This window comes from Pseudoalteromonas sp. S1727 (assembly GCF_005886375.1).
Lineage (GTDB): Bacteria > Pseudomonadota > Gammaproteobacteria > Enterobacterales > Alteromonadaceae > Pseudoalteromonas > Pseudoalteromonas haloplanktis.
In genome coordinates this window covers 1-20,843 of record NZ_PNDT01000065.1, presented here as the reverse complement: position 1 = coordinate 20,843, position 20,843 = coordinate 1, and the positions used below count along the sequence as shown (strand labels likewise).

Below are 20,843 nucleotides of genomic sequence, written 5' to 3'. Positions count from 1 at the left end.
TGAATTTATAAAGGGGGGCTGTTAAGCAACATGCAACGCTTTGGTTTGTCACGAGGTATACTCACAGCTATAAGCACATGGCTTTAATGCTCTTCGTCAAACACCTGAATTTGATTTCGGCCTGAGTTTTTTGCCAAATATAATGCGCTGTCGGCGGCGAGGATCATCATATCTGCGGTGGTTTTTTGGTCGGGGTAGCAGCTGTAGCAGCCTACGCTCATGGTGAGGTGATCAGCGACTTTAGAGTCTGGGTGAGCAATTTTTAATTGGTTTATTTGCAGTTGTAGTAACTTGGCGAATTTTAAACAGTGGGTTTTATCTATACTGGGTAGTACGATAGCAAATTCTTCGCCACCATAGCGCGCTGCTAAGTCGCCTTGGCGTTTACACAAACTATCCAGTGCTTGAGCTACCTGTTTGAGTACTTCATCACCTTGTTGATGGCCGTGATTGTCGTTGTACAGCTTAAAATAATCAATATCTGCAATGATCAAACTTAAGGGTTGAGCAGATCGTGTCGCGCGTTGGATTTCATTGGCTAAGGTTTGATCAAAGCAGCGACGATTGGCGATGTTTGTTAAGCTATCCAGATTAGCCTGTGTTTGCAGTTCTTTATTGGCTAATAGCAGTTGTTGTTGAATATGTTCTAGACGTTGCTTATAAAAAACATTTTTGAGCGCATTGGCAATAATTTCACCTACAAGTTTAATACGCATCAGATCGGTGTCGGTCCAATTACGCATATGTGTTACGCAATCACAGCCAATAAACCCAAATAAAGCGTTTTCCGAGCGTAGCCCAATACATAAAACAGACTTAATACCTTCAGCTTCAAATTCAGCTTTTTCAGCCACAGCACTTGCGGGCAACAAACTAACATTTGGCACGTTGAAAACGTGTTTTTCGTTCATCGTAGCAAAAAAATACGGCAGTAAATCTTGTGAGATACCTTGTAGTTTTTCTTTAAATGGTTTGACTTGTGTATTGACCCACTCGTGGGTGTTACTCATGGCTTTGCCGTTTTCACTAAACTGAAATAAGTAACTGCGGTCGGCATCACAAAATGTACCAATGGCTTTTAAAGCGCTTTCGATTTGTTGATCTAAATTGTCACTTTGTATATCGATAAGCTGGGTTGAAATTTTTGCGATAACTTCGTCAAAGTCAGCTTGCTGGGATGTGATTGAATGTGGCTCACAGGCGAGCATCATTAATTGCGGTGCAATTAAACTGTAGGTAACTTTGATGCCCAATGCGGTATTTTTCTTTATAATTTTGAAATTGTGTTCAGCGCTGTTTTTAGGTGTTAAAAACGTTTTGAAATCAATGGGGCTGTTTTCGCATAAAGGTAAAATAGAGAAATGTTCAAAGGCATGTTGAACGGGGCTGGTTGTGGGCATCAAATCAAATAACTGCTGGCATGAAGCGTTAGCATGCAATGTATCAGCTTGATCATCAAACAGCATGATTGCAATTGGTAATGCGTGTAATGATTGCCAAATTTCATCGACTGAATACTGTTTCACTGGCTTTCCAACTTCCTATTAACATATGTAGCTTACATTCAATTATAGGAAAATGGTACTTTAATTGCGCGTTTAATAGAGAAATTAGCGAGATATTAAGTTTTATAGTGCGTTTGAGTCTTGGAAGTACTACAATTGATACTGTATATCATTACCCCCTTTTCGATCTTTCTTAGAATGATGATTTTTAGCACACTTAAGCACAGGTAAAACCGCTTTTCATGACTGACATTACAACGCATCAAGCTTCTCGCCGCAGATTATTAATAGCACTCGCTATTACCTGTTCATTTATGGTTATTCAGGTTATCGGCGCTTACTTTGCTAATTCGTTAGCTGTGCTGGCCGATGCGGGGCACTTATTTGTTCATAATAGCTCTTTATTTATAGCGTTAATTGCCTCTAGCTTAGCAATTCATTTGGCTAAAAATTATAATGATGGCTATCAAAAAGCAGAGTTAACGGGTGGTTTGATCAACGGCTGTTTGTACTTGGCGATCAGTTTAGTGATTTTATATGAAGGTGGGGAGCGGTTTTTACACCATCATGAAGGGCAGGGACCTGAAGTTAATAGTTATTTAATGTCGGTCATTGCTGCGACAGGTTTTTTATTTCACGGTGCGGCGGCTTGGGTATTATATAAAGGCCGCAAGGCTAGTATTAACGTGTATGCCGTTTTTCTACATTCATTTTTTGATTTAATATCAACCGTGTCTACTTTTATTGCTGGGGTACTTATTTACCTCACTGGCTGGAGCGTGATTGATATTTTATCGAGTATGTTGATTGCGCTGTTTGTGTTGTTCACTGGTATCAAGGTGATAATTAGCTGTGTGAAAGGGTTACGTTTAAATAAAGCTAAACTGCCTGATGTGGCTGATATTGAGCAAGCAATTGGTAAAGTTGAACACGTGGAAAATGTGCATAATGTGACGGTCAGCCGTCGTGATAAAGATCTTGTAGTCGGTGCACATGTGGTGTTAAAGCAGCATTGTACAAAGGAAAAACATGACGAAGCATGCCGACTGAAGGTTGAGCAGTTGTTGGCACAACAATTTAAAATAGCCATCAGTGTGTTACAAATTGAAAGTAATGGTTGTAAGCATTAAATAATAATCGCTCGTTCACTTGGCAAAGTGGTTTTTTTCTTTTACTTTAAGGTATACGCCTTATTGTTTTGGACAATTCATTGCCAGTTTTTCAGCACCGTTATTTTGCTTTTTGTTGTTCCCTTTTATTGGGTGTGTTAGCTGGTTTTGTAAATCTACTGCCCTTTTGGTTTCTCGATAGCTCTGAATTTTTATTTGGCCAGTTTTTTGTTTTAATTTGCTTGCTATTGTTTGGCCTGCGTTATGCGTTAATTGCCTGTGTAATTAGTGCAATGTTCATTTTTTATCGCTGGGGGCATTGTTGGCCGTCCTTGGTGTTTATTGGTGAAGTGATCTGGCTTTATTATTTCAGCCAGAGAAAAGCACGATTATTGTTTGTGCGTGGCATAATATATTGGCTAGTGATTGGTATTCCTATCTTAGCTGCGATTGGCTATTTTATTATTGCACTGCCTTGGCTAACAACGGTTACAGCACTGGTGAAGTATCTATTAAATGCGGCAATAATATTATGCGTTGTTGATTTAATTAGCTTTTTCTTTATTCAGCAAGCGTGGCAAAAACGCGCTTATTCACTGTACCAAATCCTCAATTACATCGTTAGTATTTTGATCATTTTGGTCGTGCTTCTAACTTCTATTGCCTTGACCAATAATCACTACGCTCGTATCGAGTATGAAGTAAAGGCACAGTTGTCTGAAAAATCAGAGGATATTGCCGCTAAAATAGACCTGTATTTAAATGATTATCGCCGTGGCATTGTATTAACAGCCAAAGCGATTGAGCAGGGGGTTGCGCAGGAAGTTGCACTGGAGCATTTAATGACACTGTATCCTAGTTTTCTTAGCTCCATTGTGACCGATGAAAACGCCATTGCACGTGTATTTAATCCGCTTAGTTTACAAGAAAGTTTAAAAGGCAGTAGTTTATCGGTGGCCGACCGCGATTACTATATTCAAGGCAAAGATTCACCAAATGGCTATATTTCTAATATTTTTCGAGGCCGAGGCTTTGGTAATATTCCGATTGTTGGCGTGTCTGCACCTGTGTATATCAACGAGCGTTTTCAGGGAGTGGTAGAAGGCTCATTAATATTGGGGTCATTCGAACAATTTCGACCAACGATATTTGATAACCAAGGCGAGTTGATAGTACTTGATGCCAAAAAACAGGTGGTTTTTAGTACGTTGGAATCTCACTACCAAGTGCTGGCTCAACTTTCTGGCGAAGACTTTACGCACCTACAGGGTAATCAATATTCGATTATGACCACCGCCATCGATGGTGAGCAATATTATGTGAAGGTGGTTTTATCTCAGCAGCAAGGTTGGTATGTGGCCAGTTTATTACCACGTAAGTATGCCAATTTAGTTGCTGCCAGTGCATGGGGGCAATCACTGTTGTTGACAGTGTTGGTGATTATTCTGATCAGCATATTTATTACTCAATTGAGCCGTTGGTTAGTTCGGCCTATCGATGAGTTGGCAGAACAAATTGATGCCTTTGACCCTAAGGCTGATGTAGGAGATTTAGACACTAAGCATAATGCTTGGCTGGAAGTGTTTAGATTACAACAACAGTTTGCAACCTTAGCATTTAAATTAATAAGCAACTTTAAAGATTTAGATCAAGTCAATACAGAGAATGCTGCGCTCAACCAGCGCTTGAAGCATTTTAATGTGCAACTGGAATACCAAGTTAATGAAAAAACAGATGAGCTAATTAAAGCTGTTGCGGTTGCAAATCAAGCCAGCCAAGCCAAATCACAATTTCTAGCCAATATGAGTCATGAAATTCGCACCCCACTGAATGGAATTATGGGATTGACCGATATTTTACTTAATGCAAATGACCTAAAGCCAGAATACCGTGACCAACTGCAAATGGTACAACAAAGCGCAAAAAATTTATTATTGATTTTAAACGATATTTTAGATTTTTCTAAAATTGAAGCGGGTGCTCTCAAACTTGATATTCATACAGTGCCGATACGCCAGCTATTTAGCCAAATTGCGCAGGTGTTTTCTGATACCGGTGTACGCCCTGAGGTTGAATTTGAGTTTACGATGACAGCGGCAGTGCCTGACGCAGTAGAACTCGATTCACTCAGGCTAAGCCAAGTCGTTAATAATTTATTGAGTAACGCCGGTAAATTTACCAAAATGGGTAAGATTACCATGCAAATAGACTACTCAAATGGCAATTTGTCTGTAGTCATTAAAGACACTGGCATAGGTATTTCAAAACAACAACAAAGCATTTTGTTTAATGAGTTTACGCAAGCCGATATTTCGACGACCCGAGAGTATGGCGGTACTGGGTTGGGGCTGGTGATCTGCAAACGTATTGTGCAATTAATGAATGGTAAACTCAGTTTAGACAGTGAAAAAGATGTGGGTAGTTGTTTTACCATTATTCTACCAGTGACAGTTGCAGAGCATAAAGCGGTTGATGATACGCAAGCCATTTTACCTGATCTATCAGGGGTAAAAGTGTTGTTAGTTGAAGATAACCCGATCAATCAAATTGTGATATCAAAAATGCTGACACAAACTCATTGCGAGCTTGAAATTGCCAGCGATGGTGAAAAAGCATTACTGAGTTTGCAGCAAAATAGGGCTGATATCATCTTGATGGACTGCCAAATGCCGGTTATGGATGGTTATCAATGTACGACACATATCCGTGAAAACAGTGATAAGTTTGGCCCCGTGGTTATTATTGCTATTACCGCCAACGCGTTTGAAGAGGATCAAAAGCGCTGCCTCGAAGTCGGTATGAATGATTTTATAGCTAAACCAGTTGAGCGTAGTCAATTGTATCGCTGCCTTAAAAAGTGGGGCAATCGCTAAGTCGCGTTAACTTAGAACTTATTAAGCAGTATGCAATTGCTGATGTACGGTTTGAATATAGTCGTCATTTATTAGCTGAGCTGCTGTGGTTGGTCTTGCGAAATAGTAACCTTGTAGGTCATCACAACCTATCTGATTTAAGAAGTGCATTTGTGCAATAGTTTCTACGCCTTCAGCAATGCAATATAAACCTAGGTTTTCAGCTAATGTGTGAATTGTTTTGATAATTGATTCGTTGCTGCTATCTAAGCCAATATTGCGCACAAAGCTTTGATCTATTTTAATGACATCAATTGGAAATTGGCTCAGATAGGTTAAAGACGAATAACCAGTACCAAAATCATCCAATAATAATTTAAAACCTGCGCTTCTAAGTGCATGTAATTGCTTTGCGGCTTTATTTTTGTCATCAAGTAAGGTGTTCTCGGTGATCTCTAAGCGCAGCTGGCTTGGTTTTATATTATGCTGATTGAGAATAAGCAGTAAGCGTTCGGTTAAATTGGATTTTAAAATATGCATCGGTGAGAGGTTAAGCGATAAATAAAAACGTGAATTAGCTCTAAATAGGGGGGCTAGCTCTTTAAGTGCACGCGCAAGCGCTTGCTCAGTGAGTACATTTATTAAGCCAGTTTCTTCAGCTATGGGAATAAATACGGCTGGTGAGATCAGCTTAGCTTGATGTTGCCAGCGCATCAGCAACTCTACACCATTTATTTTTTTTGTTTTAGTATTTACGATAGGCTGGTAATTATTAAAAAATAAATCATCTTTGTATGCATCTTTTAAAGCATTTTCAAGAAGTAATTTTTGCGTGATTTGATTATTCATTTGCTCAGTAAAAAACTTAAAGCCATTACGTCCAGACTGTTTTGCATGCATCATTGCAATATCGGCATTACGAATAAGTTCATCGGTGGTATTGGCATCAAATGGGTATAAAGCGACACCGATACTGGCTGATATATTGATGGCAAAATCATTGATCACTACACGTTTTGCAAGTTCCTCTGTCAGGCTTCGAACTAATTCACTTAAACCTTGTGGTGAGTCTAAGTTTTTAATTAGTAGTAAAAATTCGTCACCACTTTGGCGCCCAACAATGGCATTTTTAGTCAGCATGTTATTCATTCTGTTAGTAATATCACATAACAGTTGATCGCCTACCGCATGCCCAAACGAGTCGTTGACGGGTTTAAATTTATCTAAGTCAATGAAAAGTAGAGCAACAAGCGAGGCACGTTTATCGGCGTCTTTAATTGCTTGGGATATCTTTTGATACATTAATGAGCGATTTGGCAGTTTAGTTAATGGATCGTAGTTAGCCAGATAGCGAAGCTCATTTTCAGCACGCTTTTGCTCGGTAAGGTCTGAAATCACCACCACGTAATAGCTCACGACCTCAGTGTCTTTTGCGACGGCAGTAATACTAATATGAATTGGGTGTGATGGATTTGTTTTGGTTTTGATATAAGCATCACCATGCCAATTTTGTTTTGGTGATAGTGATTTTAGAATGTTAATAAAATCAAGGTATTGTTTTTTACCCATTGCTCTTAAAAAGCGTTTTAGCTCAAGTTTTGCGGTGTTTGCTTGGATAGAAAAAGCCTCTGCGAAACTGTTGTTAACAGAAAATGGCAGCAGCTGAGAATCTAAAATAAGCAGCCAATCGTTGATTTGGCTGAATGCTTCACCAAGCACTGCTGCCTGCAGTGCTGTGGCACGTTGCTCGGTAATATTAGTGTATATGCCCGTGAGCTTTAAGGGGAAACCTTGCGCATCGGTTTCAATCACTTTGCCAATATCTTGATACCATAACCAGTGGCCTTTTGCATGCTTAAGGCGGTAGGTTATTTGCCATTGCTCATTACTGCTTTGATTTAAGAATGCTTGCCAGTCATTGCTAAACTGACGCTGATCATCTGGATGAATAAGGGCTAAATAGGCATTAAATCCTAGTTTCTGCGGCCATGTTTTATAGCCTAGCTCATGCTTGAGCCGTTGCTGAGTGATCCACTGAGCATTAATGTCGACTTCCCATACGCCACTTTTACTGCTATTTAATGCCAACTCAGTTTGTTGTTGCGACTGCAGAATTTCATCATGGGCGTGCTTTGTAACGGCTTGGCGAGCGCGGTATTGCCAAAAAATGAAAAATAATACTGCCAAGATAATAACAGTATACAAACTGATCGCTAAAGGTGAGCGCCATGGAGCGTAAGCCACATTAAAATGAAGGGTTTTTGTCTCTCCTAAGCCTGCGCTATTTAAATTGTAAGCTGCAATCGACAGCGTATAGTCACCAGGGGGAAGTTTAGTAAAAAATAGTTTATTACTTGTGTATTCATCATAACTAAGTGAGCTTGGTCCCTCCAACATGACTTTAAAACGTGTTTTATCGACATTTTGGTAGTCAAAGTTTGAAAAACTAACTTCCAGTCCCATGTCTTCATCACTGAGGTTTAATGTTTGCTCTGCATATTGCTGAGGGTGATAATTCAGTGCTCGTGAAAACAACGTAATATCAGTGATTTCAGTTGTTGCGTTGTGACGATCATCAGGCACTGATAGGAAATCTTGCGGTGCGAGAGTCAGCATCCCGCGAGTGCTGCCAAATGCTAACCTCCCGTCAGCTAGTTGCAGGTGTGAGTCAAAATTGAACTCGTTGACAGTAAGCCCATCTTTTACTGTGTATGCATGCACTTGCATTGAACTTAAATCGAGTCGGTAGAGGCCATTATTACTACTCATCCATAAAAACCCAAATTGGTCTATTTGCAAAGCAGCCAATGCCTTGGCTTTTAAACCCGTTTTTGTATTAACGCGATATTTTATATCATAGCTGGTAGCATCAATGCCTATTAGTCCTTCTTGGTTTGAGGCCAACCAAAGGGTGTTATTATAATCGATCACCCAATCTTCTATTGTTACATAATTCAATGGATTGTAGTTTTCGACAGCGTAGACTAGGGTAAGCAGTTGGGTTTTCTCATTATAGCGATATAAAGCCCCTGACATGCTGAGTAAATAATCCTCAGGGTGACTTGGTAATGGCTTTAAAAATCGATGTGCATTTTTTGTATCTAATTGTTCTTTTAGACCTTTTATTACCCGAGCATGGCCTGTTTTACCCATATATAGAAAGTAGTTATCATCGTTAAAAAATGCAAAATTGTCATCGTCAATTTGATGATAACCATAGATTGGACTTTGCTGAAAAATATTTTTGCTGGCTTCGTCCATCGGTAATGGCAGTTGTTGTTCTGTGTGAGTATCAAATAAAGCTAAGTGGTTATATAACAGTAACCATAAGTAACGACCGGGTTCATTTAGATCAGCGCCAGCAATGCCATACACACCAAATTGGCCATAAAATGCTTTGCTATCATCGCTGGTTAGAAAAGTGCCGTTGGTTGTGCCATCATCTGCTATTTTAGCTAAGCCATTTTCAGTACCTAACCAGATATTGTTTTTGTCTTGATGGATAGCAAGAATAATATTGTTATGTAGTTTATCAGCGGCAGTGATTTGCACATTACCGAAACGTCGAGCCAAACTTGACCAAGTGAATACACCTTGAGAGCGTGATGCTAACCACATAAGCCCTGTTTTATCGACCATAATGTCGAGAATGGTGTTATCTGTCATATGAAACTTACTTTGGTCAAAGCGCAATAAAAATTCGCTTTTACCTGTACTACGGTGATATTGATACAAGCCACTTTCTGTGACGATAAACTCGCCATAGGGGGTATTGACGTAGTCCCAAATGTTATGCTCAGGGAATAGTGCAGCAACAGCATCAAAATTGAGACGGTTGTTATCATCAAAGGGGATTGAATATAACCCTTCAACCGTGCCAACTAATAAGCCTAGCTGCGGATCAACAGTTAAAAACTTGGTATTGTTTTTATCTGCAGTGAGCTTATCTTTAGCAACAAGGGGGATCTTAGTTATATGATCGTCAACGAGTGATTTAGCGTATAAGCCATCACTTGTGGCGATATATAAAAAATTATCATGGATGGTCAGTGCCCGCACGATGTGATCATCTTTATTGAGCGAAAATTCGTGGCTAAATGTATTATTTTTAATATCAAAAATATACACATGCTCATTAATTGCATAATAAAAATGCTGTTGATATTCAGTAATAGCCAAAATAGGAGAATAGCGGCTATCTTCAGCATTTAATTTACCGGAGTAAACTTTTTCTACTTCAAGTGTGACAGGGTCGATTAGAAACGCACCAGAGTATTCTGTCGAAACAAATATATCGCCGTTGCTTGTTTCAAATAAGAGAATAATCATCAATTGATCGAGGTTGTATTTGCTGGAAAAGGTTTTGACTTGATAGCCATCAAAACGATTTAAGCCCTGTAGAGTGGCAATCCAAATAAAACCAAGCTTATCTTGCAATGTACTACTGACATGGCCTTGTGATAGTCCTTCATCAGTCGAAATACGCTGTAATTGTTGAGCATAATTTTGAGCACCTGCAGTCATGCTGCACACACAGAGAATGATACTGAATAAAATAAGATACACGTTGCACAGCCGCACTTATGTTATTGCTCCAATTTAGTAAAAAACGCGAGTCGTGAGTAAATATAGCATAACAATTTGCTGTTCAATTAAAGAATTAGCCATATTAACTGCATTAATCTATACCTACTATTGATACGCTATATTATCTAGCATAAGGTTATACGGTAATGGTAAATGCATTAGGGTGATCGCTAGGGTTATTTTACAGGAAGCTAAAGTTGCTAAATTCATTTAACGCACAGGCAGCGCAAAGCCTACTATTAGTCATTGATATCCAAGAAAAATTACAACCGGCTATGAAACGTTTCGAGCAGGTAAAACAGATCACAATGCAATTAGCGAAAGCGGCTGAGTTACTGCAGGTTCCAGCTTTGCTCACTGAGCAATATAAACAAGGCCTCGGTGAGACTGATCTGCAAATACAACAGCAATTTAAGCAGGTTAACTATTTTGATAAAACACATTTTAGTGCTTGTAAAGAGCCAGGCTTTTTAGAACAGCTGGCAACTTATCAGCGCCAGCAAATTATTGTGGTGGGAATGGAAGCTCATGTTTGCGTATTACAAACATGTTTTGACTTATTGGCAAATGGGTATCAAGTATTTTTGATCGCCGATGGCGTCAGTTCACGTAATGATTTACATCGAGAGTTGGCCATTGAGCAACTTAGACAAGCAGGAGCGGTGATAAGTTGTGCAGAAAGTGTAATTTTTCAATGGACTGATATTGCAGCCACCCCAGTATTTAAAGAAATTTTAAAAATTGTAAAGTAATTTAATGCTCTATAATTATAATGTACCTCAACAAAAGTCAGCGTGTGTGGCGACTTTTGTAACCGAATATTGTGAGCTTTAACCGCACGGATGCTTTATAGAATTTGCTTGGAGTGACTATGTCTAGTGTGAGTCGATTGTTTACAGCTATTTTTACTTTGTTGTTTATTGAGTCTTTGGCTGTCGGCTGGTATTTTTCAACTTTAGTGCCAGCATTTGTTGTTGGTTTACCATTGTTGATTTTTCCAATTTGGCTATTACGTACTCAGCCCACTAATCCGCTAACACCTCATGTAGTTGCTGCGGCGATGATGATGTTTTCATTTTTACATATTCAACAAACCTTTGGTTTAATTGAAGTGCATTTTGAAATATTCATTTTAATGGCAGTATTGATCATGTTTGTGCAGTGGCGAGTCTTTATTACTGCCATAGTGTTTGTTGCAATTCACCACTTATCTTTTTATTTTTTACAAACTCAAGGGGCGGGTTTTTATGTTTTTGATCCGGACCGTTTAGCTTTTACTACTGTTCTCATTCATGCAGGTTATGCAATTGTTGAAGCGTTTGTTGCCGGCTATATAGCAAAAACATTGCAAAGAGAGCGCCGCGGTGGCATGTCACTTAGTTCAGCCACTGAAGAAATTATGCAAGATCCAGCTCATATAAAATTATCTGTGCGTGCTGATGATACGAAAAGTGATGCTGTAAAAGGTTTTAACACACTGTTGGATACGCTTAATAAAGTAATTGAGCAAGTGAAAACAGAATCAGTATCATTGCAAAGTAATTCGCAAGAGCTGGTGGCGGTGCATGATGAGCTGGCTGATGCCGCCACGAGTCGTACGGTGCAAACTAATAATATAGCTGTTTCAGGTGAGCAGGTTGCCCAAGGCTTTACATTAGTAGAAAAAGAAAGTGAAATATTAAAGCAACAAGTTGACACTATTACCTTGGCGGCCAGTGATGCCTTAATTAAAGTGCAAGAAACAGATAACAAAAGCCAAGAGCTACGCCATCATTTAAATCATACCGAAGAACAAATCAACCACCTTGCGCTTGCGTGTGAGGTGATATCGAGTTTATTAAGTGAGATATCAGGTATTGCAGAACAAACTAATTTGCTTGCTTTAAATGCTGCGATTGAAGCAGCCCGAGCAGGCGAGCAAGGACGTGGTTTTGCTGTAGTAGCTGACGAAGTACGCTCATTAGCGAATAACAGTAAAGCGACCACTGATAAAATTGCCAACACGCTTAAAGATCTGGTCAGCAATAGCCGTAACGCAACGCAATCGATGGAAAATTGTATTGATGTAGTACAACAACTCACGCAAATTAGCAGTACGATGAAAGATAATATTTTAAGTGTGTCTGGGCAGATAAATACTGTCGCCAGTAGTGCTGAATCAGTTGCGCGGGTGGTTGCTGAACAAGCTGGCAATACAGCGCGGATCGCCTCGGGTACAGATAGCTTGCGCTCTAGCCAAGATCAAGACACAAAAATTGTTGAGTTATTAACTGCAAAAGTACAAATGATCGATGTGAGTATTGATCTATTAGAGCAAAGTATTGCTAAGTTTAAGTAAATCACAGTATAAATTATTGGCTGTGATTGGGCTTTGGTTAGCATTTGTGATTGCTGCATTAATCTACTTTCAGCTGTCAGGGCTTAGGGAGTTTGATCCGCAGTGGCAATTACATCAACCACACTGGTTAAAGCGTTTTAAAATGGAGTCTGATTGGCGGCCAAGTGATCAAGCTAGGTTGATGATTATCATTGATAAAGAATGCGCATGTACACGGCGCTCTGAAAATCATATTCAACAATTAAACGCTTATGCGCTAAAGCAAAATATTAGCGTTGCTATCATTGAGCGAGATTTGGCTAGCGCCAAGTTAGTGCCTAATACACCTGCTGCGGTATTGTTAGATAAACAAGGCGAGCTTGTTTATGCTGGCCCTTTATCAGCAGGACTTGCTTGTTCAGCTAGCGACGGTTTTGTTGAACTGGCAATCAATAATCTTAGTGCCGGGTTTAATAGTAAGCTGTCAATATCAGATACCCGAGGCTGTTATTGTGTAAGTAAATAGCACTGATGTTGTAAATGATATTAGTTTGCATTATCATGCGCGGCAATTATTTGCTGTGGAAATATCAATGAACTCTTCTTTAATGATGCTTGCGACAGGAGCTATTTTTCAATCAAGTGCTTTAATGGCGGCAGAAAAGCCATATCCAATACCCGATCACCAGTCAGCTAGTGTTGTAGAAAAAGACATAGAAACTATTTCAGTTGTGGGACGTGCTTTTTCAATGTACCGGCCTACTGAGTCGACATTTGGTACTCGCACTGATACGCCCCTTGAAAAAATTCCACAGTCTATTCAGGTGATTCCGCAAGCCTTAATTAGCGATCAGGCCGCACGTCAGGTAACCGATCTGTATAGCAATATTGCAGGAGTAAATGGCTTTAGTTATTCAGGGGTGACGTTTCGTGGTTTTCGCCAAGATGAAATTTTATACGATGGTGTAAAAGGCGATCCATTTAGTGGCTTTGCAGTACCGCAGTTATTTAATATTGAACAAGTGGCGGTTCTAAAAGGCCCAAGTGGTGCGGTCTACGGCAGCGGTAATCCCGGTGGCATCATTAACTACATGACCAAAAAGCCAAGTTATACCAGCAGCACAACTTTAGCACTTGAAGTAGGTAATGATGAGTTTTTTAGCGTGGCTGTTGAATCCACTGGCAGTGTTAATGACGCGCAAACACAAGCCTACCGAGTGGGTCTTTATAAAGATTCAGATAAACCATTTCGTGAGAACACCAGCGAAGACAATACCATAGTTGACTTAGGCTATCGTTTTGATTTTACCGACGCCACAAACCTAGTACTGCAGTACACTCATATTGATCAAGAATTAGGTGGGGCACGGTTACGCGGGGTGCCAGTGGATGAAAATGGTAATTTTATTGCTGATATTAGTTGGAATCATAATGAAGCAACGGATTACCAAACCGTGCTTGCAGATGTGTTTCAAGCCAGCTTTAAACATCAGTTTAATGATGTAGTTAGCACAGATGTAACTGCGCGTTACTTTAAAAATGAAGCAAATCAAAATTATCATGAACCTCGTGGACTAAGTGATAGCGATGCTGATGGCGTGTTGGATTGGAGTGAGCGTGAATTTCGTGATCAACAACGCGAAAATACCGGACTTAGTTTTACTGCCAATTTAATTGCACAAACGCAGCTTGCTGCCATGCAGCATGTCATGCTGGTGGGCGTAGATTGGTACAAGCATGAGTTTGATGCCGTTTATAAAACAGCTGTACAAGCCAGTAAAGGTGGTCCAGTGCCAGGGATCTCAATTTTAACTCCTGAATACGGGCTGACCTCAAAAGAGGACTATGATTTAGAGAGCGTGGCACCGCGTTTATCAACAACCGAATCAACTCGTGTAGGTGTCTATGCGCAGGATCAAGTGGATGTAACCGAGCTGTGGAATGTCACTTTTGGCTTACGGTACGACCGTTTTGAAGACGCCGATTTGCTTAATAACATTGAATTTTCAGACAGCGATGTCACGTACCGTATTGGCACTAGTTATAACTTAAACGATACCTTCTTCCCGTATGCACTGTATGGCACCGGTTTTATGCCACAATCAGCTAGTAATCAGAACTCTGATGTGGGTGGGCCGTTTAAACCTGAACACAGTAATATCGCCGAGCTTGGTTTACGTACTAAGCTGTTTGATGATTCGTTAGCGGTGAATATGGCAACCTATAGGATCATTCGTAATAACATTTTACAAGCCAGTACAGAGCTATCTGATACGGGGATTGATCAAATGGAAGCGCTGGGTGAAGTTGATAGCCGTGGTTTTGAACTGGAAATTGTTGGTGATGTTACCGACCGTTTAGTGATCACAGCAAGCTATGCTTATAATGATACCCGTATTGTAGAGCAAAGCGAAAAGTTCTCAGCGCAAGCAAATGGTAGCGATAAATTTGCCAATGCGCCGCAAAATACCGCAGGGTTATGGACACGCTATGAGTTGCCGCAATTATATTCGTCAATTGCGGCGGGGCTTGATTATGTTGACGAACAGGTGAGTCTTGATGGTTATAAGGTTCAGCCGTATACCGTTTATAACATGGCATGGAAAACTGAGTATCAGCAGTGGGTTTGGCAGCTATCAGTGAAAAATGTATTTGATAAAGAGTATGCATCAAGTGGTTTCATCACCCGAGCAGGGCACTTCCCCGGCGAGCCGCGCCGAGTGTATTTGTCAGCTAAATACACATTTTAAATAACTTGGTTTTATGAAAGTAAAGCAAGGGTTTAACTTGCATGCTTGGGCTGGGTTCTATATGAATTGGCTAAGAGTAAAACGTACGCAACCGTCATTATTAAAGTGGTTTGGTATTATGGGAGCGGTTAGTATACTGCTGCTTACTACACAGACTTTTAGTATTGGCCAAGCACCGGCAACGGTGTACTCGTCAGTGCTAAGATACCCAAACCACCTCAAGATGCCCAACGGGTTGGTTTAAATGCGTTTATACTGCGTTATTGATTTTAACAATAGAACCACTATTACTCGCAATCAATGCCTTGCCTAAATCGCTTTTAATTCCAACGACGCTCGCATTTTGAGGTGGTTTGGGTATACAGATAAATAATTAACTGGTGATTAAGCCATAGCAACCCAGTGCAACAAAAACCAAAGCAGCCATCACTCTTACTTTTGCCAGTGGAATACGTTTGAGCAGCGCATTACCCGCATAAATAACGGGAACATTGGCAAGCAACATCCCTAGAGTCGTGCCGATTGTGATCCATAATACAGATTGATATTGCGCCCCAAGTAACACCGTCGCTATTTGGGTTTTGTCGCCAATTTCAGCAATAAAAAAGAGCCCTAAAGCAACTAAAAAAGCCCCATACTGATCGTATTTATTGCTGACTTCTTCATCCTTATCGGGGATCAAAAGCCATAAGCCAACAATCATAAAACAGCCGTTAACAATCCAAGGTAAGTATTCAGATGTAAAGCTTCCTGCTAAATAGTTTCCAAACCATGCAGATAAGCCATGATTAATCAGTGTAGCGACCAAAATACCTAAAATAAGGGCGGTTTTATTGGTAAAGCGGGCAGCTAGTAATAAGGATAAAAGCTGGGTTTTATCGCCTATTTCAGCTAGGGCAACGGTGACGGTTGATGTGATAAAGGTATCCATTTTACTTCTATAAGGCGGGATCATTAAACCAAAGGTAAACGCCTATCTCCCGCCATGAGGATAGTGTTTACCCAGGTCTTGCCGATAATGCTTGCTACATTACAAACTTACCATGCACTGCGGTGCAATTATGTTGATAAGTTTACTTGCCGCACTTTAATAACAAAGCGGTCAAGCAGGCTACTCCCCCGAGAAGCGCGCACTTTGCCATAATATAGCTTTAGAGTAAAGGTACAGACACGGGATAGTATCTTAAAGAGATGCTTTGACTTGTGGAAAATAATATTCAGAGAAGGATAGGCAGTCGCAACCATGAATACGCAGCGAGTATTTTTGGTTTTCATCGCTGACATTTCTCTGTGTGAAAAGTCAGGCATTGTCAAATGCTGTTTGCTAAACTGGTTTAAACGATATCAATTATAGGTAACACGACTGTTTATTCTAATGGTTCGTTTAACTACATGTTTACTCTGACTAATTCTAAGCGTATTGTTTAATAAAAAATATGGGAACAATGAATTTATGAAAATCACCATAGATGATTTATCGTCAGGTGACGTTATTAAGTTATTAGAAGAACATTTAGCCGATATGTATGCGACGTCTCCACCCGAAAGTGTACATGCGCTGGATGTTGATAAACTAAAGTCGCCAGATATTACTTTTTTTAGTGGCTGGTTTGATGGCAATTTACAAGGCTGTTTAGCTGTTAAAAAGCTCGACTCTTCGCACCTTGAATTGAAATCAATGCGAACTAGCACCTCAGCTAGAAAATCAGGCGTTGCAACTAAGCTGCTTCAGCATGCGCTGAACTTTGCTGCTGAGCAAGGTTATCAAAAGGTCAGCTTAGAAACCGGCTCACAAGCGTATTTTGAACCTGCGCGAAACCTCTATGAAAAGTTTGGCTTTAGTTATTGCGGCCCTTTTTCAGACTACCTTGAAGATCCGCACAGTCGTTTTATGACTATAAGCTTATCTGAACGTGTTTTGATGGCAAAGAGTTAATATAAATAGCTAACCGTGGGCTCGTATAGTTACTAAGCATTGGTGAGTTCATGGATGTTTTAAGTAAAGAGGGGGTCAGTAATATTTGGTAAAAAATCGACAATACGAAATTATAAGCAAATCCATTTTATGTTGTACAAAAAATCGAAGTAACTGATTGAATCAAAATAGCAACTTAGCTATGGTTGATCCATTAATAAAAATAAATCAAAAAACGAGTTAATTTACAGGCTCGTTCTAAGGATAAGGATGCCCATGAGTAAACTGACATTTTTAATCATATTTTTTATATCATCTTTTTCACTATACGCTGAACAAACCAAAAACTTAGAGTTTGCTGACATGTTAAACAAGGAGATCCCATTAATTCTTGAAAACAGCAAAGCTCGTGGTATTGCTATATCAATTGTTCACGGTAAAGACGTGATAGGTTCATATTATTATGGTTATGCAGATATTGATAAAAGTACCCCAATCACTCGCGAGACTGTATTTAATGTTGGTTCCGTCTCTAAAGTCATTACTGCTTGGGGGGTAATGAAGTTAGTTGAACAGGGTAAGATTAATCTAGATAAGCCAGTTAATGACTATCTAAAAAGGTGGAAAATTCCAAATTCACAATTTGACTCTAGCAAGGTTACTCTGCGCAATATTCTCTCTCATACTTCAGGATTATCATTAAGTGGATATAATGGATTAAGTGCTGAAGATCCTTTGCCTACACTCGTTGAGTCTTTAGAGGGCAATAACAGTGGTGATGGACCTGTTAAAATTATTCATGAACCAAACACTAAGTGGTCATACTCTGGTGGTGGTTATACGGTAGTTCAGTTGTTAATTGAAGATGTGTCTAATCAATCTTTCAGTGACTTTATGGCCAATAACGTTCTGATACCACTTGGAATGACCGAATCCTCGTTTGATATTACTAATATTCCTCAAGCAAAACTTGCTCGTCCTTATGATGAAAATGGCAACCAAACCCCGATGGTTTATTTCACGGAAACTGCAGCTGCTGGCTTCCTTACCACTGCGGATGATTTGGTAAAATTTAATCAAGCAGTGTTAAAAAATGATAAAGGTAATTACATAGGATCAAATATTTTATCAAATAAGATTATTGCAGATATGATCCAAGTCCAGCCTCATACAGGTGGACGTTGGAGCATGAGCTATGTCGTAGATACTGAAAATAGTAGTTTAGGTTTTGCGGGGTTTAATCGAGGTTGGACATCATTAACACGTGCAGTAATTGACAAAAATATTGGCTACGTAATTTTAAATAATAGTAGTGTTGGCGGCGTTAATAATGAAATTGATCAACTTCTGCTCTCTTTTATTAGTGGTAACTAAAGCGCAGGTTTTATATCAAGCACCTAAACTACGAACATGTTACGTTGTCATAGTTTTGGTTAAACAATACAAAAAGTTACGCCACACATTGTGTATCAGGGAGGGGGTAGTAATGTCCGCTTATAGTGGAAATTGACACACCTCCCTAAAAACTATTTTTACATGAAGGCGTTTAAAGCCTTTATGAGAGCAACTTATCAACCCACAAAGTAATTTATCTAAAGCTAATTCTACTTAAATTTAAGACCCCGCGGGTTATGCTGTTTGGGAATTTCCCCCCAATTGCTATACAGAAATCAGACAATTCTCAAGCTGCCGTGAAATCTCATTTTAAGTGGCGCTGCCCAAAAAAAATGAAAATAATTCTCAATTTTACAAAATACTAATTGCGAACTGTTTACGTTTAGATTAATATGCAGTTTCAAATCTAAGTGAGAGTGTTTTTCATTCATGTATATCTGTTTATGTCACGGTGTGACAGATAAAAAAATTGAACAAACAATCGACGACGGCGCGACAACTATGCGTGAGCTTTCCAAAGAGCTTAAAGTCGGCAGTCAGTGCGGTAAATGCTGCGGCTGTACTAAAAAGATCCTCAATCGTAAGCTTATTGAAATTGCTGATATTACCGATCAAGTTGCTTAATCCTTCTTATTCCTGCTATTTTTCGCCATTATTTTCAGTATCTGCAATTCCACGTTATAGTTAATACACTGTAGGGATTGCTGGATTTACAATGCGTTTTAAAGATTTGCCTAAATGGCTATGTGTGCTTAGTATCTTAGTTTGCATGCTTGGTTGCGCAAGTTTACCATCTAGAGATATGATTATTCCCAGTTATGCTATTGATGCTGATAAGCAAAGTAATTTAGGAGATTTAGTGGGTTATAACCACACTGATTTATCGGGTTTTTATCCGCTTGCTGATGGGGTTGATGCCTTTGTAGCGCGCTTAGCGTTAATTGAGTCGGCGCAACATACTATTGATGTACAATATTATTTGTACCATCGTCAGCAAACGACTAAGCTATTTACTGCTTATTTATTGGCGGCAGCTAAACGAGGCGTAAGAGTTCGATTGTTACTCGATGACATGTCTCAAGCAGATAGTGCCTTTGATCTAGGTGCATTAGCTCATCATCCAAATTTTTCCGTTCGGTTATTTAATCCTTTTCCTAATCGTAGCCTACCAGCTCTTGGTTTTATTACTAATTTTAAGCTGTTGTCACGGCGCATGCATAACAAAAGTTTTATAGTTGATAATCAAGTGTTTATCACCGGCGGTAGGAATATGGGTAATGCTTATTACGCTGCTGAGGACCATGCGGAGTTTATTGACTTGGATGTGTTAGCGGTTGGTAAAATTGTACCTGAGGCTTCAACTGCCTTTGATCTTTATTGGAATCATGAACTGGCTTACCCGATCCAGTCTCTCAGAGGTGAAAGTGATGATATGGCATTGCAGAAGGTGGGAGACTATTTAGATAACTACGTTAAGCAAAATCATGAAAGTAACTATGTACAGCGTTTAAGAGCTAGTAATTTGGTTACAATGCTTGGTACTGGCCATTTAAACTTGGATTGGCAAAAGGCGGAGATTTTTTATGATCACCCTGATAAGTTACTCAATGAAGTAGAGCAGCGCTCAGCCAATATGTCACCGCATCTTTTTAAAGCGATGGGTAAACCTGAACGCAAAGTTATTATTGTTTCTCCTTACTTTATTCCTCAAGATCAAGGTGTTAATCGATTAACTGAGTGGGTAGAACAAGGGGTTGAAGTCATTGTACTAACTAATTCGTTGGCGGCGACAGATGTTGCTGCTGTACATGCCGGTTACGGTCATTACCGTGCAGCTTTATTACGCGGTGGTGTGAAATTGTGGGAGTTAAAGCCCAGCGATTTAGCGGCACTTGAGATCCCAAATAATAAAATGCGTAAAACAGGTTCATCGCAAGCGAGTTTACATGCTAAAACTATGACGATTGATGATAGCCTGATTTTTGTTGGTTCACTTAATTTAGACCCTCGCTCATTTGATTTAAACACTGAAATGGGGGTGCTGGTACACAGTGAAAAACTGAGTATGATGCTAAGTGATTGGGTTGATTCTAAAATGGATCTTTTTGCGTGGCAATTAACACTCAAAAGTGCAACGGAAGATAAGTTGCTATGGCATGATACAGTGACAGGTGAAACATTTGATAATGAACCACAAACATCTAGATGGCGTCGTTTTCAGGTGTGGTTTATGTCACTATTTCCAATAGAGGATGCGTTGTAATACCAATCGACTTAAATATTTAACCATTCTAGCGGGCTAAATAAAGCGCTAACTGCGTTATAAATTTTCATGTAGAACAACTACATGTCAAAATTTATGCCTTGTTATCACTCCATTTATCTGTCGCTATAAATCGGCAGAAACTTAACA

General features: G+C 39.6%; 13 protein-coding genes and 1 riboswitch. Of the genes, 10 read left to right on the top strand and 3 right to left on the bottom strand.

The features are described 5' to 3' along the window. Positions 1–83: 83 nt before the first annotated feature. Complete coding sequence (locus CWB85_RS14850) at positions 84–1,526, bottom strand: GGDEF domain-containing protein (protein ID WP_016706861.1); 1,443 nt, start codon at positions 1,524–1,526, stop codon at positions 84–86. A 221-nt stretch (positions 1,527–1,747) separates the two neighbouring features. Between CWB85_RS14850 and CWB85_RS14845 the strand changes: the two genes are divergently transcribed. Together CWB85_RS14845 and CWB85_RS14840 are read left to right on the top strand one after the other, a co-directional pair. After that, positions 1,748–2,635 carry a cation diffusion facilitator family transporter gene (locus CWB85_RS14845; protein WP_138555323.1) on the top strand — a complete coding sequence of 296 codons (888 nt, stop codon included), beginning with the start codon at positions 1,748–1,750 and terminating at the stop codon, positions 2,633–2,635. A 272-nt stretch (positions 2,636–2,907) separates the two neighbouring features. Next, on the top strand, positions 2,908–5,487 hold the full coding sequence (locus CWB85_RS14840; protein WP_249314884.1) for an ATP-binding protein: 2,580 nt from the start codon (positions 2,908–2,910) through the stop codon (positions 5,485–5,487). 21 nt (positions 5,488–5,508) lie between these two features. On the opposite strand, the gene CWB85_RS14835 is transcribed toward CWB85_RS14840, so the two are convergent. Continuing rightward, the gene (locus tag CWB85_RS14835) at positions 5,509–9,990 is read right to left on the bottom strand and encodes an EAL domain-containing protein (RefSeq protein WP_138555321.1); all 4,482 of its coding nucleotides are present in this window, start codon (positions 9,988–9,990) and stop codon (positions 5,509–5,511) included. A gap of 260 nt (positions 9,991–10,250) precedes the next feature. Between CWB85_RS14835 and CWB85_RS14830 the strand changes: the two genes are divergently transcribed. From CWB85_RS14830 to CWB85_RS14815, 4 genes are all read left to right on the top strand, one after another. Further along, positions 10,251–10,805, top strand: coding sequence for an isochorismatase family protein (locus CWB85_RS14830; protein WP_016706857.1), 555 nt, complete (start codon positions 10,251–10,253; stop codon positions 10,803–10,805). Between the two features lie 119 nt (positions 10,806–10,924). After that, positions 10,925–12,391, top strand: a complete 1,467-nt coding sequence (locus CWB85_RS14825) for a methyl-accepting chemotaxis protein (protein ID WP_016706856.1) — start codon at positions 10,925–10,927, stop codon at positions 12,389–12,391. Beyond that, entirely contained in the window at positions 12,375–12,896 is a 522-nt protein-coding gene (locus tag CWB85_RS14820; RefSeq protein ID WP_016706855.1) for a DUF6436 domain-containing protein, read from the top strand. The genes CWB85_RS14825 and CWB85_RS14820 overlap by 17 nt, the downstream gene beginning before the upstream one ends. Positions 12,897–12,963: 67 nt before the next feature. Then, complete coding sequence (locus tag CWB85_RS14815) at positions 12,964–15,120, top strand: TonB-dependent siderophore receptor (protein WP_138555320.1); 2,157 nt, start codon at positions 12,964–12,966, stop codon at positions 15,118–15,120. A 373-nt stretch (positions 15,121–15,493) separates the two neighbouring features. On the opposite strand, the gene CWB85_RS14805 is transcribed toward CWB85_RS14815, so the two are convergent. Further along, complete coding sequence (locus CWB85_RS14805) at positions 15,494–16,051, bottom strand: TMEM165/GDT1 family protein (RefSeq protein ID WP_138555318.1); 558 nt, start codon at positions 16,049–16,051, stop codon at positions 15,494–15,496. 83 nt (positions 16,052–16,134) lie between these two features. Continuing rightward, a riboswitch (yybP-ykoY riboswitch) is annotated at positions 16,135–16,245 on the bottom strand. A 328-nt stretch (positions 16,246–16,573) separates the two neighbouring features. On the opposite strand from CWB85_RS14805, the gene CWB85_RS14800 reads away from it, so the two are divergent. The 4 genes from CWB85_RS14800 to CWB85_RS14785 all read left to right on the top strand — a co-directional run bounded on the left by CWB85_RS14800 (position 16,574) and on the right by CWB85_RS14785 (position 20,693). After that, a complete protein-coding gene (locus tag CWB85_RS14800) occupies positions 16,574–17,056 on the top strand; it encodes a GNAT family N-acetyltransferase (RefSeq protein WP_138555317.1) in 483 nt (160 codons plus the stop codon). Between the two features lie 255 nt (positions 17,057–17,311). Next, complete coding sequence (locus CWB85_RS14795; protein ID WP_138555316.1) at positions 17,312–18,409, top strand: serine hydrolase domain-containing protein; 1,098 nt, start codon at positions 17,312–17,314, stop codon at positions 18,407–18,409. 450 nt (positions 18,410–18,859) lie between these two features. Beyond that, positions 18,860–19,054: a (2Fe-2S)-binding protein gene (locus CWB85_RS14790; protein ID WP_016706844.1), complete on the top strand. Its 195-nt coding sequence runs from the start codon at positions 18,860–18,862 to the stop codon at positions 19,052–19,054. Positions 19,055–19,145: 91 nt separating this feature from the next. Continuing rightward, positions 19,146–20,693, top strand: coding sequence for a phospholipase D family protein (locus tag CWB85_RS14785; RefSeq protein WP_138555315.1), 1,548 nt, complete (start codon positions 19,146–19,148; stop codon positions 20,691–20,693). The last annotated feature ends 150 nt before the right edge of the window (positions 20,694–20,843 follow it).